This is a genomic window from Natrialba magadii ATCC 43099 (genome assembly GCF_000025625.1).
Lineage (GTDB): Archaea > Halobacteriota > Halobacteria > Halobacteriales > Natrialbaceae > Natrialba > Natrialba magadii.
In genome coordinates this window covers 177108-192308 of record NC_013922.1, presented here as the reverse complement: position 1 = coordinate 192308, position 15201 = coordinate 177108, and the positions used below count along the sequence as shown (strand labels likewise).

Below are 15201 nucleotides of genomic sequence, written 5' to 3'. Positions count from 1 at the left end.
GCCGGACTTCCGCTCCCTGCTGGGAACGGGCGTGACTGTGAAATACGGTGCGAGTCGAGCACCCAGTGTACCGACCCGCGCTCGCGACTGGAATCTGGAATAGCGACCAAAGCGACCGACGACATCTCCGAGAGGGCTCGTTTCGCGGATAGTTGTGTTTTGCTTCGTGTTCTCCTCGATGAGTGCCGTTTCGAGCGATCCGTTGGGCAAGCCGTGTCTCAGCGAACGGCGACGGTCAGCAAATCGTAACCGATAGTGTCACAGACGGGCGAGCACTGCTGTGAGCCGCGCTCGAAACACCGGACTCTTCCTCGTCCTCGCTGCCGCCTGGGGAACCGCGTTCGTCGCCATCAGCGCCGGACTCGACCACTTCCCGCCAGTGTTGTTTGCCGCCTTCCGATACGACATCGCCGGCATCCTGATGCTCGCGTACGCGGCCTACGCCGTCGACGACTGGTATCCGACCGGGCGTGCAGAGTGGGCCGTCGTCGCCGTCGGCGCGACACTCTTGATCGCGGCCTATCACGCGTTCCTGTTCGTCGGCCAGCAGCACACGACGGCTGCGGCGGCCGCGATTCTGGTGAGCCTCTCGCCCGTCCTGACGACCGGCTTCGCCCGCCTGCTGATGCCGTCGGACGCACTCTCCCTGCTCGGTGTCGTCGGCGTCGGTCTCGGACTCGTCGGCGTTGCCATTATCTCACAGCCGGAGACCGGTGAACTGCTCGCCCCGGACGTGGTCGGCAAGTTGCTCGTCTTCTGTGCCGCCGCTGCGTTCGCACTCGGCAGCGTCCTCACGCGCCGAATCGACGCCGCGTTACCCATCGAGACGATGGAAGCCTGGTCGATGCTCGGCGGGGCACTCCTGATGCACCTCATCAGTCTCGTCCTTCGGGAACCGATCGAACCGGCGACCTGGACCGACCCGCAAGCACTCGGCGCACTCGCCTACCTCGCCGTCGTCGCGAGCGCACTCGGCTTCCTGCTGTACTTCGACCTCCTCGAACGCCTCGGTGCCGTCGAAATCAACATGGTCTCCTACGTCGCACCGATCTTCACCGTGATCGCCGGCTGGCTCTACCTCGACGAGGTGATCGACGCCGCCACGCTGGTCGGCTTCCTCCTCATCGCACTCGGGTTCGTTCTCGTCAAGCGGCGTGCCATCCGCGAGACGCTCGGTCGGAGTCGAGCGAGCGACGCGAGGTCGAGTACTGACGCTGATAGCGACTAGGACACCGACGCGAGGTTGTGTGCCCGGACCACTGGGAGCCGACGAGGTACTCGGGACCGTCAGCCGTTCGACTGGCAGTGTTCGTGACCGACGTAGAGTGCGAGCAGGTTACTGCCGAGCAGGAACAGAAAAACCATCGTCTGGAACCTGGTCGAGAGACCAGTGAGCAAGAGCGGGACGTGAATGAACGGCAAGATGATCGCGCCCCAGAAGCCGACTGCCCGGACCCGGAGCGAAAGCGGTTGGCGCTGCACAGCAGTCGCTCGAGGTGGGTCGTCGTCGGCCGGATCAGCTGCGACATCGGGTTGGGTCGGTGACGATGCCGATTCGTGATGCTCCGGTCGTGACTCTGCTGACGACGTCGACGACGACGACGCCGACGACGACGATGATGACGATGACGACGATGACGACGATCCAGCGGCCTGATCAGTGGCAACAGAGGGCTCTGACATCGCGTTCTGTGGTCGGTCATGTCGGCTGGCGGCGACATATAGAACGGCGACCGTTTCGATCCATTCGAACCCATTCGAGAGAATTCAACCGAATGCGCACAGCAGCCCACAGAGACAGACCTGCAGAACTGACACAAATCGGAGGGAGGAGGTCGTGTACCTGCCTATTCTGTGATATCGGCGTTGTTCGGCTCCGATCACAGTATGGACGAGTATCCTCGAGTACACCTCGCTTCACACAGCGGCGCTAGTCAGTGCTTAGACCGTGGTAAGCATGGCTTACCAGTGGGTTGGCAAGCCAGGGATGGGTGGCGGAGGACGGAAACGGTCACGGCATCGCTACTCGAGTACGCTATCGGCAAAGCACAATCACCGAACCGAACGAAAGACAGCAGAACCACACCGTCACTCACACCACAACTGCTGAATGCATCCCGTGTCACGCTTGCCGACTGAACGGCACCGACCGAATAGCAGCCGGCAGCCAATCCGGCGAAACAGCAAGCAGCCGGCCAATTCGTGCCGCTGTGGCCGTCGAAACGGCGTTACTGGAAGCCGATACGACTGCCACGACGGCCGGTCGGGTCGGGGCCACTCGAGCCGCCCTTGAATTCCTCTTCGATGCGCTCGTAGTAGTCGAGGATGTCGTCCGTGATCGTCGGCCGGACGTTCTCCATCGCCTGTCGGAAGTGGCGCATCTCGACGATGTCGGCCTCGTGATCCTCGCGCAGGGCCTCGATAGCTGCCTCGCGGGCGATTGACTCGAGGTCGCTGCCGACGTAGCCGTCCGTGATCTCTGCAATCTCACGGAGGGTGACGTCTGCGGCCAGCGGCGTCTCCTGCGTGTGGATGTCGAGGATCCGTTCGCGGCCGTCGACGTCGGGCTCGCCGATCATGACGAGGCGGTCGAATCGACCCGAGCGAAGCAGTGCGGGGTCGATCATGTCCGGCCGGTTGGTCGCGCCGATGACCATCACGTCCTCCATTTCTTCTAAGCCATCCAGTTCCGTCAGGAGCTGGTTGACGACGCGTTCGGAGACGTTCGATCCGGTTTCGCCACCGCGGCCCGGGGCCAGCGCGTCGAGTTCGTCGAAGAAGATCACCGTCGGGGAGACCTGCCGCGCCTTGCGGAAGGTCTGACGGATGGCCTTCTCCGATTCGCCGACCCACTTCGAGAGCAGCTGTGGGCCGCGAACGGAGATAAAGTTCGCGTTGGTCTCGTTGGCGACCGCTTTCGCCATGAGCGTCTTCCCGGTGCCGGGCGGGCCGTATAGCAGGACGCCCGCCGGTGGATCGATCCCCAGCCGACTGAACCGACCGGGATTGTTGAGCGGCCACTCGACGGACTCCTGGACCTGCTCTTTGGCGTCGTGCAGGCCGCCGACGTCGTCCCAGGAAATCTTGGGGAGTTCGACGAGGACTTCCCGCATCGCCGAGGGTTCGACCTCGCCGAGTGCGCCGCGGAAGTCCTCGCGCTTGACGATCATCCGGTCGATCAGGCTCGGCGGGATGTCCTCCTCGTCCAGATCGATCTCGGGGAGGTAGCGCCGCAGTGCCTTCATCGCGGCCTCCTTGGTCAGGCTCTCGATGTCAGCACCGACGAAGCCGTGGGTTTCGTCGGCCAAGTGTGAGAGCGCGACATCGTCCGAGAGCGGCATTCCGCGGGTGTGGATCTGCAGGATTTCCTCGCGGCCGACCTCGTCCGGCACGCCGATCTCGATTTCGCGGTCGAAACGGCCCGGTCGGCGAAGGGCGGGGTCGACGCTGTCGACGCGGTTCGTCGCCGCGATGACGATGACCTGTCCGCGGGCCTCGAGCCCGTCCATCATCGTCAGAAGCTGGGCGACGACGCGGCGTTCGACCTCGCCGGTGACGTCTTCGCGTTTGGGCGCGATGGAGTCGAGTTCGTCGATGAAGATGATCGCGGGCGACTCCTCGCTTGCGTCCTCGAAGATCTCTCTGAGCTGTTGCTCGGATTCGCCGTAGTACTTCGAGATGATCTCCGGGCCGGCAATCGAGAAGAAACTCGCGGAGGTCTCGTTGGCCACGGCCTTCGCGAGCAGGGTCTTCCCGGTACCGGGTGGGCCGTGCAGGAGGACACCCTGTGGCGGCTCGATCCCCAGTTTCTTGAAGATCTGTGGGTGCTTCATCGGGAGTTCGACCATCTCCCGGACCCGCTGGATCTCGCCCTGGAGTCCGCCGATATCCTCGTAAGTGATCCCGCCGCCGGTCTTCTCGAAGCCCGAAATTGGCTCCTCCCGGAGTTCGACGTCAGTGTCCTCGGTGATGAGGACGACGCCCTCCGGCTCGGTTTCGACGGCGATCAGCGGGATCGCCTGGCCCGGCGAGCGCATGAACGGGTGGTTCGTCGAGCTCATCACGGGCACGATATCACGGCCGACGACCGGTCGTTTCAGAATCTGGCGTTTGACCATGCCCGCCGCGTCGGAGCCGAACTGTACCGAGGCCTCCTCCGGCGGCGCAAGCGTGAGCTTGTCCGCCTTCGTGGCTTCGGCTTTCCGAATGGTGACTCGCTCGCCGATGCCCACGTCGGCGTTCTGCCGGGTGAAGCCGTCGATTCTGACGGTGTCCGTGTTCCAGTCCTGCCGGTCTGCACGCCACACCTTCGCGGCAGTCGTGTCTGCACCTTCGATCTCGATGATGTCGCCCGGACTGAGCTTCAAATGCAACAGCGTGTCCGGGTCGAGTCGGGCGATACCACGACCCGAGTCGTTCGGGTACGCCTTCGCAACCTCCAGTTGAACTTCATTCATGATTCAGGATGCACGGCAATGTCTGTGACTCCGATTCCGGATCGGATAGGTTTTTTGCTCGTCAAAGTTTGCTAGGTGCTACCAAAGCTATGTTTGGTAGGTAGATACATAGAAGTGTCGACGGCGGTGTGATTTGAGAGAACTTGCGTGACACTCACGTACCTGGAGTAGGGTTCGCGGGCGCATCCGATTCAACTTATTATCCGGGCAGCACGTCGGTGAACGGCGGCAGACAGACCGCAGACGCAACACGAACACAGCACGAACCAACACAGACACACCACGAACACAGCACAGACCTACCACGAACACAGCACAGACACACCACGAACACAGCACAGACACACCACGAACACAGCACAGACCTACCACGAACACACCACAGACACACCACGAACGCAGCACAGACTTACCACGAACACACCACAGACACCAGAGAAGCATGGCTTTTTGCGCACGCTATCCCTCCTCTAGGTATGAACGTTCTCGCCTTCGACGGCCGCATGGGCGCAAGCGGCGACATGATCCTCGCCACCTTGCTGGATGCTGGTGCCGACCCGGACGTACTCGAGTCCATCACGGACGAACTCGACGTTGCGTACCAGATCGAGGAGACGGTTACGTGCGGGATTTCGGGGACGTCAGTGGATGTGGTGCTGACTGAGGAACACGATGGTCATGGTGAGTGTGACGATGGGCATGGGCATGGACACGATCACGACCACGACCACGGTCACAGTCACAGTCACGCTGATCACAGTCACAGTCACGCTGATCACACTCACAGCCACGACGAGGACGGTCACGAGCATACCCATTCCCACACTGACAGCCACGACCACGCACACGAGCACACGCACGACGACCACGAACACACCCACACTCACACTCACACCCACACCCCCGCCGAAGGACACGGCCCCCACCGCAGCTACACCGACGTCCGCACCATCGTCGAAACCATGGCCCTCCCCGACCCCGTCGAGCGCGACGCACTCGCCATCTTCAAACGCCTCGGTGAAGCCGAGGCCAGCGTCCACGGCAAGGCACTCGAGTCCATTCACTTTCACGAGGTCGGGGCGGACGACGCCATCGCGGATATCGTCGGGGCGGCGGCGCTGGTGCACGATCTCGCGCCGGATCGCATCGTCACCACGCCGCTGTCGACCGGCGGCGGGACGGCCACGATGGCCCACGGCGAGTACCCGATTCCCGCACCTGCGGTCGTCGAAATTGCCCAAGAGGCCGACTGGGCGCTTCGCGGTGGGCCTGTCGAGGCCGAACTACTCACTCCCACCGGGGCGGCGATCCTCGCGCACTTCGCCGACGGCGTCGACTCACTCCCCGAACTCGACGTAACGGCCGCCGGGTACGGCGCGGGCGGCTACGACCTCGATCCCCACCCGAACGTCCTCCGAGTGCTGGTCGGTGAGGGAGCCGGCGGATTGTACAAGGATAACATCGCGGTACTCGAGACGAACCTCGACGACGCAACCCCGGAGATACTGGGCAGTCTGCAGGAAACCCTGGCCGAGGTGGGCGCGCGAGATGTCTCGATTCTCCCGGCGACGATGAAGAAGTCGCGACCAGGCCATCTGGTGAAAGTGATCTGCAAGCCCGAGGATCGAACGCGGGTTGCCCGGCGGCTTGCCGAGGAGACCGGCACGTTGGGGGTTCGTGATGCGGGTGTGACCCATCGCTGGATCGCCGACCGCGAGTTCGAGACGGTGGCGGTAGACCTCGGTGGCGAGCGCTACGAAGTGACGGTCAAAATCGCCCGCGATAGCGACGGTGCGGTGTACGACGTGAGTGCAGAGTACGACAATGCTGTGGCTGTTGCATCTGAAGCGAGTACATCTATTCGAACGATCGTAGAACGAGCTGAGCAGATCGCTTCCGAGAAGTGGAACCAGAACTAGCAGCACCTAATATCGGCAACAGTGAATCTGCACGTCTCAAAATTAAGTAGTGAATATTCCGCGATCAGGTTGGGTGCAGTTGTTTAGCCGATGTTGACGACGTTACCGTTGTCGACATCGATGTCGCCGACGTTGATGTTATCACCACTCGTGGCCGTCACACCCTCAACGTTTGCAGCGTTGGTCTGGACGCTGATCTGGTTCTGGTTCACTTCAGCGTTGGATGCACTGAAGGCAGAGGCGCCAGTCGAGGTGCCCCACTTGCTGTCAGAGGCCGACGCTCCGAGGGCAGTCGCACTGGAGTACGACTCAGCGATGCCTACCTGTTCATTGTTGTTTTCCTGGTCGATGTTGATATCGACGTTTGCGTCGCCCTGATTCTGTGCTGCTGCCGTGCCGGCAAACCCCATGAACATGAGGCTGCCAAAGAGCGCTACCGTCAGTGTAATTGCGAGTGTTCGCTTCATGTGTTGTAATCCTGAGGCACGCTCCACGGCAGAACCGGGGCCGCTCGTGACGACGAGTTCAGTGGTCAAGCCACTGGTGACCCCGATTGCTGTGGCGCGTTGCCCGGTCACAACACAACAGTGAGGACTACTTCAACCCGAACAACGGTTTCACGGCGAATACTCCGATTAGCGTGATTGAAGCCGAAACTATCGCTCTGTGAGCCATCCTACAGATCGCTGAAACGCGTGTTTCCCTGGGACGATGCCAGCGATCTCCCCGATCCGTCGTTGAACAGCTATTGAAGGCTTGCAACAGACAGGTGGAGCCAGACACAGGAACTGGTTGACTGCTGATTGACTGTTTTGAGAACGGTAACGCCCTGCTTTGGTCGCTGTAACAATCATCCATCAGTGACCGTCCAGGTGCGACGAATTCGAACGAGCCGGGTGTGCGTCCCCAGATACCGCTCTAACCGGATGCAGGCGGCCAATTGTTCCGGCGGGTACCACCGTCGAAAGCACTCCATTCGGCCGGAGAAGTCGGTGTCTTCCGTTCAGTAGGCCCTTCCATCAGTTCGACAACAGCCAGATAACAAAGTCTATCATCGGGATACGAAGGTTTGCGCCGTGGAGATGCAGAAACAAAAGACTCTCACGGCTCAGATCAAACGAAACATGAGTAACACAACGACGAGACGGTCACAGTATACGACCGTCCTGATGGCGTGTATCGTCGCCCTATCGATGATCGCAATGGGCGCCCCCGCAGCAGCGGCCGGCGAAGATGTAAAATCGAACGGAGACGTCCATGCGCTCGAGAACGGCGAAGAACTGTATCTGGTCTTCGGTGCCGAACTCGACGGGATGACACTCGATGAGTACATCGAATCCCACGCGTCCGGCGAAGCTGACGCGACGGTGAACCAGTACCAGGATGTTGATCAGGTAAACATCAACCAGCAGTCGAACGCAACCTCGATCGCGATCGACGGCGGTGAAGCGACCGCGGTGCAGGAAGCGAACCAGTACAACGACAACGAGCAGTTCGGTGAAGCGCTCGCAGAGACGATCCCCGGTGAGACGACGTCCTTCGAGGACGTTGGCACCGTCAACGTCGTCCTCGGAAACGGTGACGGCAAGCACTTCGACGGCTGGGGTATCGCCGACAAGAAGGACCACAAGGATAAGGTCGACGCTGATGCCGACCAGGCTGCTGAAGCTGAGGTAACCCAGAGCCAGCTCGTCGGCCAGCTGAACTACAACGAGCAGAGCACCGCCTTCGCCCTCGCGGACAACGAGAGCGAGGCGCTCGCAATCCAGCAGTCCCACCAGACGAACCAGAACCTCCAGCAGGGAGTCGCGAACGCAACGAACGTCTACGCTGGTGGCGGTGACTTCATGGACCAGTCCGCTGACGCGACGGTCAACCAGGAGCAGGCGGCCTCCCAGGAGAACGTCAACCAGCAGGATGCCGCAGTCGCGATCGCCGTCGGTGAGAACAGTACCGCAACGGCGATCCAGTTCACCGAACAGTCGAACTTCAACGAGCAGATCGGCTCCGCAGACGCCTCGAGCGTCTTCGCCTCACTCGCCGGCATGAACATCGCGACGAGCGGTGTCGATGACACTGATGCGATGAAAGACACTGCACAGGCAGTGAGCGCGATGGATGAGAAGGCGGACGACGATAAGAAGGACAAGAAGTACGACAAGAAGGATAAGAAGTACGATAAGAAGCACGACGACAAGAAGGACAAGAAGGACAAGAAGGATAAGAAGGACAAGAAGCACAAGAAGGACGACGGTGACCGACAGGCTGCCACCTCTGGCGTCACCCAGGCCCAGGAGGTCGAGCAGATGAACGTCAACCTCCAGAGTTCCGCGATCGCAATGGCCACGAACGGTAGCGACGCCACCGCAGTCCAGCTTGCCCACCAGCAGAACCTCAACGCACAGATCGGCTTCGCTGACGCGCTGAACGTCTACGCCGGACCCGGCTACGTCCACGACAGCACCATCCACTCCGAGACCACCAGCATGACGCTCGGTGGCGGTGATGTCGCGGGTGCGCCAGGCATCGCGTTCGACGCCGACGCACAGCAGACCAACGACGTTGAGCAGGACGCAACCGCTCAGATCGAACAGATCCAGTTCGTCACCCAGGAGAACGTCAACGAGCAGCAGGCCGCAATCGCCGTCGCCGACGACAACGGCAGCGCTGACTCCGCACAGGTGACGATGCAGGAGAACGAAAACGTTCAGTTCGGAGCGGTCTCCGCAACGAACGTCTGGGCCGGAGCCTAATTCCCGCTTCAGCGCACACGTTCGCCCGTATTCCGTTATTCGACTCTTTCTTGTTTCTTCGCCGCGAGTACTGTGAACACCGACGCGACAGTGACGTTACGTGTTCGGGCTACGCTACAGTGTTCTGACCACGTGACGGTGTCTGCTTCTGGTCCTGATTCGAAGAAACGGTCACTTCCGAGTTACTGCACGCCGGATCGTCACCCTGAACCTGGTGAAAGCTGGCGAAAGACCGAGTCGTCACTGACCGAGCAGGTCAGAACGGGAGCCAGCTACCGAACGGCGATTCGTCTGACTCAGTCGGGGTCGTCGACACCTCGAAGCCAGGCTCACCGTCGGAGCTCGTCTCGACTGTCTCCTCGACAACAGACTCCTCGCTGACCTCCGTCAGGCTCTCCTCAACAGTTGTCTCGGTGATGTTGACGGAGGCCTCTTCATCTTCACTCGCCATCGCACCCGTCGAAATCGCCATCGCAAGTAGGCTGGCAACGACAACGAGCGTCACTGTACGTCGGATCGAATCTGACCGTAGTCGGGATGTCATGGATCGGTGCCCAGCGGGCATCGATGGCTCGTGGCTCCTAACTATAGCACCCGGTTCCCGTTTCACGACAACCAGCCACTTCCGTCGCTCCAAGTGAGTATTTGTGTTCTCGTCGACTGACAGCGCCGAACTCGAGTACTGGCCACTGACTGGTAGGACGGACCTACCGGAGCGCCGGACGCTGAACGAAGCTTGTCGACGGCCTCAGTACGGGGACAGTCACCGGGTCGTGAAAAATGACCATTACGGTGCTCGTGTGGCCCTTCAGTATGATTCAAGCACTTCGTCCAGTCGTCGCGCTGGCCGCGACGCTGTCAGTTACAACAGCACTCTCCAGACGCGCGTTCGCCGCACTCGCCGGCGGCGTGCTCGCCTTCCTCGCCGGCTGTCTCGATACCAGTTCGTCGACGGATCGGACGCCGACGAACGCGGGAGACACGGAGGGGGCAGAGAGCACAAACGGCACAAACAGCGATCATGCGGAAGCAGACGAGACGGACACAACTGAACTCGAGTCCATCGACAACGATGTACTCGAGCGCGCGGCAATTCGACCCGCAGACGAGAGCGAGCCGTGGGACGGGACGGACGGGGTCTACGGCGTCCGGATCGCGAACACGACCGACGAACCGGTGGACACAACGGTGGAGCTAGTACACGACGGCGATGGGCTGCTGAGTCGAAACCTGGAACTGCCCGCGCGCGGCGACGTGGTACTCGAGTTCGTCGCGGCTGGAGAGTACGAGCTTTCGGTCGAGACAGCAGATGGGACGACCGAGAGCGCCATCGACTGGGAGCCGGAGGACTGTGAGACGGGAGTGACGGAACTGACGGTCGGAACTGGTGGAAGTAGCACAGCTGTGTCGATATCCTGTTGAGGCCACCTGCGAACGGAAGACGCGGGTTTGCAGCCGAGTTGTGGCCCCGCTCGCCGGACGAAGGAGTTCGAATGGTGGAGTAGATAAACGAATTGGCCGAACTGGAATGGTAAGATTGTCAACCAGGGCGACTGTCGCCGGCAAAAACTCGCCAGTTGGGATCACTTATTCCCGAAGGAGAATCTATTTAGCATCGTGTCTGCAGAACTGTGGCATGAACGGGAGTGAGCGGAGCAGCGACACCGGCTGGCGATCGGGGATCGCCCAGGCGGCCACCGGTGTGCGTCCGATCGAGCCGAAAGTGAGAACGCCGGCACGGTGTCGCCGGCGACAGGACAGACACCGACTCGACCAATGGCAGTGATCGACGAGGACGGCAACATCTTCGGCGTTGTCAACGTCGTCGACGCGCTCGTCATCCTCATGGTGCTCGCCGTCGTCGTCGCTGGCGCAGCGCTCGTTATGGGATCCGGCGACGAGCCAACGGACGAGGGCGCGTCCGAGTCCGAACCGGAAGGCGAATCGGAGACGCGCTATGTCACGCTCGAACTGGGTGAGCAGCCCGAGTACGTTACCGAGCGGCTGGACAACGGAACGGTCGCGACGATTGCGGGAAGTGGCGAACAGGTAACCGTCACTGACGTCCACGTGACACCATCCTCGCCGAACGGCGCACAGGAGGCACTCGTTCGCGCGGAGATCGACGGGGTTGCCACGCCAGATGAGTACGACCGAGACGTCTTCCGCGTCGGTGACGGACCGCTCCACCTCGGTGAGAGCCTGCGACTCGATCTGGGCTGGTACGCGACGAACGGCACCGTCTCCGCAGTTAGCACTGACCACGACACGCTCGATATCGAGTCGACGACGACAACTGCCGAAGTCGAACTCTCGAGCGTCGCCCCCAGCGTCGCGGACGAACTCGCCGAGAACATGACCGAAACCGCACACGGCGAGACGATTGCGACGGTCACCGCCGTCGAGCGCGAACCGGCAACCGTCATCGCCGAGACCGAAGACGGCGAGCTGTTCGAGACCGAACACCCACAGAACGAGGACGTGACGCTCACAGTCGACCTGGCGACCACCGAACGGGATGGCGAGCCCGGCGTCCAGTTCCGAGGTGACCGGCTCACGGCCGGAAGCACTATTGCACTCGACCTTGAGTCGACGACTGTTAGCGGCACCGTAATCGAACTCGAGTAACACCGGTTGCCGCCTGTCGTCCTATGTTCGCTCTCGATATGATCTCCAGTCACTTCGGGCCCTTGGTTGTCGAGCGAGCGGCGGTGCTCTCGGGTGCTCAAGCGACACAGCGGCGGTCGTTCGCGGCGGTGAGACAGCGATGACCGATATTGATGCCGATCGGCCTGCAGAGTCCACCAAGACAACGGTCGATCACATTGAGAGCGATGGGACTCGCGATTCCAGCACCGCGGATGCGGGAACTGGAGACACAGAGACGGGAGGGACGGATACAGGGGACGGAGATGCGACGGATCCAGAGACGCGAAACGCAGATGCGCCGGGTTCGGATACCGGGAACACCGACAGCGACGGTGCGGATGATGGAACGTCACGGAGTGTTGAGGCACTGAACAAGCTTCGCAAATCCGTGACGAACTCCCGCCTGGGCGACGCCGGCGCGGCGCTGTCGCGTGCCGAATCACGAGCGACCGAGATCGCGCGACAGTCGCGGCTCGCATCCATCGCCGGCACCTGGAAACACTACGTCGAGCAGTCGTACTGCTATCGCTGGCTGACCGCCGAACCGGATCCCGACGTCATCGTTATCGACCTGCGCGAAACGTGGACGGTCGGGCCGGTGATCCGCCTGCTCGATTGGGTCATCGAACGCCTCGAGGTGGCACTCGAGTCCTCCGGCATTGCAGCGCGGGGTCGACAGCTGGGGGCGGCGGTTCGTGACCAGCCGATTCGCCTGGCGAGTCTCGTTCTGTTGCCGCTCGTCCTTCTCTCGTTGCTCGTCTCGGTCGTGCTCGAATCCGCAGTGTCCGAGCTACTGATCGCGCTCCACATCGTTGGCGCGGGGATTGCAGCGGTGGGGACTCGGGCACGGCACAGTCTCGACGAGGTACTAGAGACACGCGTTGGTCGGTGGCTGGTTGCAGCGTTCGAGCCGCCGGAGCCACCGGCACAGCGAGATGAGCCGGCGGACTCGGCGACTGAGGAGCGGACTGACGATTCCTGATCAGGGTTTCTGACCACATTTTCGCGTCGCTCTGCAGGATATCAAACTGATGCGTTCGAACTGCACTGATCGCAGAGAGCGAGTGGTGCGGAGGGACGAAAGGACGAAATTGGATGGACTACTCGAGTCGGAACTCGAACCGCGCCCCGTCTCGACAATCGCCGAGTGTGAGGTCCCAGTCGTGAGCGGCGGCGACCTGTTCGACGATCGAGAGGCCAAGCCCGGTCCCGTCAAGGTGAGTCGTGTATCCGTGCTCGAAAATGGCGTCCTGCTCTTCCTCGGGGATCCCCGCGCCGTCGTCTGCAACGTAAAAGCCGGCTCCTGACTCCAGCCAGCCGATTTCGACAGTCGTGTCGGGTCCACCGTGTTCGACTGCGTTGTTGAACAGATTCTCGAGCAGCGATTTGAACTGGGCTCCGTCGGCCTGGATCGGCTGGACGTCGTCTGTAACCACTAGCTGTGCGTTTTTCGTGTTGACCCAGCGCCAGGACTCGGCTGCAATCGTCTCCAGTGAGACGGTCTCGACGGACCGGGGCTCATCGTAGTGGGTCAGTGTGAGCATATCGTCGTGGAGTTCCTGGATGCGAGTCAGTGCGTCCTGGATCTCCTCGAGTTCGTCCTGGTCGTGGTCGGACCCCTCGCTCAGCTCCATGGTGTACCCCTGTGCAACGTTTACTAAACTCTGCAGATCGTGGGAGAGAACGCTTGCAAACTCCGTAAGGCGCTCGTTCTGCTCCTGCAGGCGTTCCTCTCGTTCCTTTCGTTCGGAGATGTCCCGAAAGACCCCGGTGAACAGTGTCGTCCCCCTGTAGTCGTGTTCTCGGAGGCTGATCGAAACCGGGACCTCGTGGCCGTCTTTGTGGAGTGCGGGCAGTTCCATCCCGTCCCAGTCGATGTTTCGGTCGCCCGTTTCGATGTAGGCCTCGAGTTGTCGCTCGTGAACCGGCCGCAACCGTTCGGGAATGATCTCGAGTTTCGAACTGCCGACCAGTTCCTCCGGCGGATAGCCGAGAATGTCTTCGATCGCCGGGTTCGCAAACACGATCTGGCTGTCCCGGTCGATGGTGAGAAGCCCGTCCGACGTATTCTCGACGAGCGTCTGGAAAAAGTCGACGTCGGCGTTGGGAACTGCCGACGGAGAAATAGGCGGTGCGTCGGCAGTGTCGGAATCGGGCATTCATCAGGGCTAGCTATTCCTCCCGTATAAACGTTCAGCCTCACATGTTTGTAGTCGACGACTGAACGGTTATTTAGGCTATTTGTCTCTGATTGGGTTGTTATTAGCTATTAGTATCTGTTATTGGGCAGTGGAGTGGCTGCAATTGAAAGTGAGGCCGTGTTCGCGGTAGTGGCAGGTTTCCAGCAAGCGGCGACTCTCGATTAAGAGTTCACAACGAGTGGCTCGTACCATTCGCGGTTCGTTTCGTACCAGTCGATGAACTCGCCGACACCCTCGCGGATATCCCGACTCGGCTCGTAGCCGATCAACTCGTTCGCCTTCGAGATGTCCGCGTGCGTGTGTTCGGCATCGCCATCCCGTGCCTCGGTGTACTCGAGTGGGAGGTCGGGATCGATCTCGTCGCGGACGACCTCCGCGAGCGTTTCGATGTCGATGTTGTCCGTCGACCCGATGTTCATCACTTCGCCGTCGGCGCTGTCGTCGGTGAGCAGGCGGTGGTTGGCGTCGACGACGTCCGCGATGTAGGTGAAGTCCCGCGTCTGTTCGCCGTCGCCGTAGATGACCGGCGGCTCGCCGCGCATACAGCGCGAGACGAAGTTCGAGATGGCCATGTTGGGACGCATTCGCGGCCCGTAGACGGTGAAATAGCGCAGGGAGACCGTCGGGAGGCCGTACACCTCGTTGTAGACGCGCATGTAGTGTTCGGCCGAGAGCTTGGAGACGCCGTAGGGAGAGACGGGTTCGTTCGGGTGGGCCTCGTCGTAGGGGAGGTACTCCGGTTTCCCGTAGACACTCGAGGAGGAGGCGTAGACGACCCGGTCGACGTCGTTGGTGCGGGCCGCCTCGAGGACGTTGACGGTGCCCGTGACGTTGAACTCGTTGACCTTGTCCGGTTCCTCGACGCTCTTGCGGACGCCGGCCTGGGCGGCCTGGTGGTAGATGACGTCGGTTTGGTTGGTGAGTGAGGTGAGGAGGTCGGCGTCGGTGACCGAGCCGTCGACGATCTCGCAGGAGCCATCGGAGTCGGTGGCGGCTGCTTCGACCGCTTCGACGTTGTGCTCCTTGATCCCGAGGTCGTAGTACGGTTCGTAGTTATCGAGCACCGTGACGTCGTGGCCGGCCGCGGCGAACGACTCGGCGAGGTGACCGCCGATGAAGCCGGCACCGCCCGTGACGAAAATGTCCATATCCGAACGAACACGTGTATGAAGAAAAGTGGATTGCTATCACTGCTGAGAGAAGCGTGGCTCCTGCACACCGG

The 15201-nt window shown here is 61.3% G+C and carries 12 protein-coding genes; 6 read left to right on the top strand and 6 right to left on the bottom strand.

Annotation, left to right across the window (positions count from 1 at the left end; genetic code table 11):
* Positions 1-280 precede the first annotated feature (280 nt).
* Positions 281-1228, top strand: coding sequence for a DMT family transporter (locus tag NMAG_RS00840; protein WP_004213595.1), 948 nt, complete (start codon positions 281-283; stop codon positions 1226-1228).
* A gap of 59 nt (positions 1229-1287) precedes the next feature.
* On the opposite strand, the gene NMAG_RS21875 is transcribed toward NMAG_RS00840, so the two are convergent.
* Together NMAG_RS21875 and NMAG_RS00830 are read right to left on the bottom strand one after the other, a co-directional pair.
* Positions 1288-1683 (bottom strand): hypothetical protein, encoded by a 396-nt coding sequence (locus NMAG_RS21875; RefSeq protein WP_004213593.1) that lies wholly within the window; start codon positions 1681-1683, stop codon positions 1288-1290.
* Between the two features lie 545 nt (positions 1684-2228).
* Complete coding sequence (locus NMAG_RS00830; RefSeq protein WP_004213591.1) at positions 2229-4457, bottom strand: CDC48 family AAA ATPase; 2229 nt, start codon at positions 4455-4457, stop codon at positions 2229-2231.
* Between the two features lie 476 nt (positions 4458-4933).
* Here NMAG_RS00830 and larC point away from each other — a divergent pair, with 476 nt between their 5' ends.
* Positions 4934-6376, top strand: a complete 1443-nt coding sequence (larC, locus tag NMAG_RS00825; protein WP_004213589.1) for a nickel pincer cofactor biosynthesis protein LarC — start codon at positions 4934-4936, stop codon at positions 6374-6376.
* Between the two features lie 83 nt (positions 6377-6459).
* Here larC and NMAG_RS00820 read toward each other — a convergent pair whose 3' ends face one another.
* Positions 6460-6843, bottom strand: a complete 384-nt coding sequence (locus NMAG_RS00820; protein ID WP_191219366.1) for a hypothetical protein — start codon at positions 6841-6843, stop codon at positions 6460-6462.
* Between the two features lie 702 nt (positions 6844-7545).
* On the opposite strand from NMAG_RS00820, the gene NMAG_RS00815 reads away from it, so the two are divergent.
* A complete protein-coding gene (locus tag NMAG_RS00815) occupies positions 7546-9129 on the top strand; it encodes a hypothetical protein (protein WP_004213587.1) in 1584 nt (527 codons plus the stop codon).
* Positions 9130-9385: 256 nt separating this feature from the next.
* Here the strand turns inward: NMAG_RS00815 and NMAG_RS00810 are convergent, their stop codons facing one another.
* Positions 9386-9673: a hypothetical protein gene (locus tag NMAG_RS00810; protein WP_237076798.1), complete on the bottom strand. Its 288-nt coding sequence runs from the start codon at positions 9671-9673 to the stop codon at positions 9386-9388.
* A gap of 269 nt (positions 9674-9942) precedes the next feature.
* Here NMAG_RS00810 and NMAG_RS00805 point away from each other — a divergent pair, with 269 nt between their 5' ends.
* From NMAG_RS00805 to NMAG_RS00795, 3 genes are all read left to right on the top strand, one after another.
* Entirely contained in the window at positions 9943-10551 is a 609-nt protein-coding gene (locus NMAG_RS00805; protein ID WP_237076797.1) for a hypothetical protein, read from the top strand.
* 354 nt (positions 10552-10905) lie between these two features.
* Positions 10906-11757, top strand: coding sequence for a DUF4330 family protein (locus NMAG_RS00800; protein ID WP_004213582.1), 852 nt, complete (start codon positions 10906-10908; stop codon positions 11755-11757).
* Positions 11758-11896: 139 nt separating this feature from the next.
* Complete coding sequence (locus NMAG_RS00795) at positions 11897-12760, top strand: hypothetical protein (protein WP_004213575.1); 864 nt, start codon at positions 11897-11899, stop codon at positions 12758-12760.
* 118 nt (positions 12761-12878) lie between these two features.
* Here the strand turns inward: NMAG_RS00795 and NMAG_RS00790 are convergent, their stop codons facing one another.
* Positions 12879-13937 carry a PAS domain S-box protein gene (locus NMAG_RS00790; RefSeq protein WP_004213573.1) on the bottom strand — a complete coding sequence of 353 codons (1059 nt, stop codon included), beginning with the start codon at positions 13935-13937 and terminating at the stop codon, positions 12879-12881.
* A gap of 203 nt (positions 13938-14140) precedes the next feature.
* The gene (locus NMAG_RS00785; RefSeq protein WP_004213572.1) at positions 14141-15127 is read right to left on the bottom strand and encodes an NAD-dependent epimerase/dehydratase family protein; all 987 of its coding nucleotides are present in this window, start codon (positions 15125-15127) and stop codon (positions 14141-14143) included.
* Between the last annotated feature and the right edge of the window lie 74 nt (positions 15128-15201).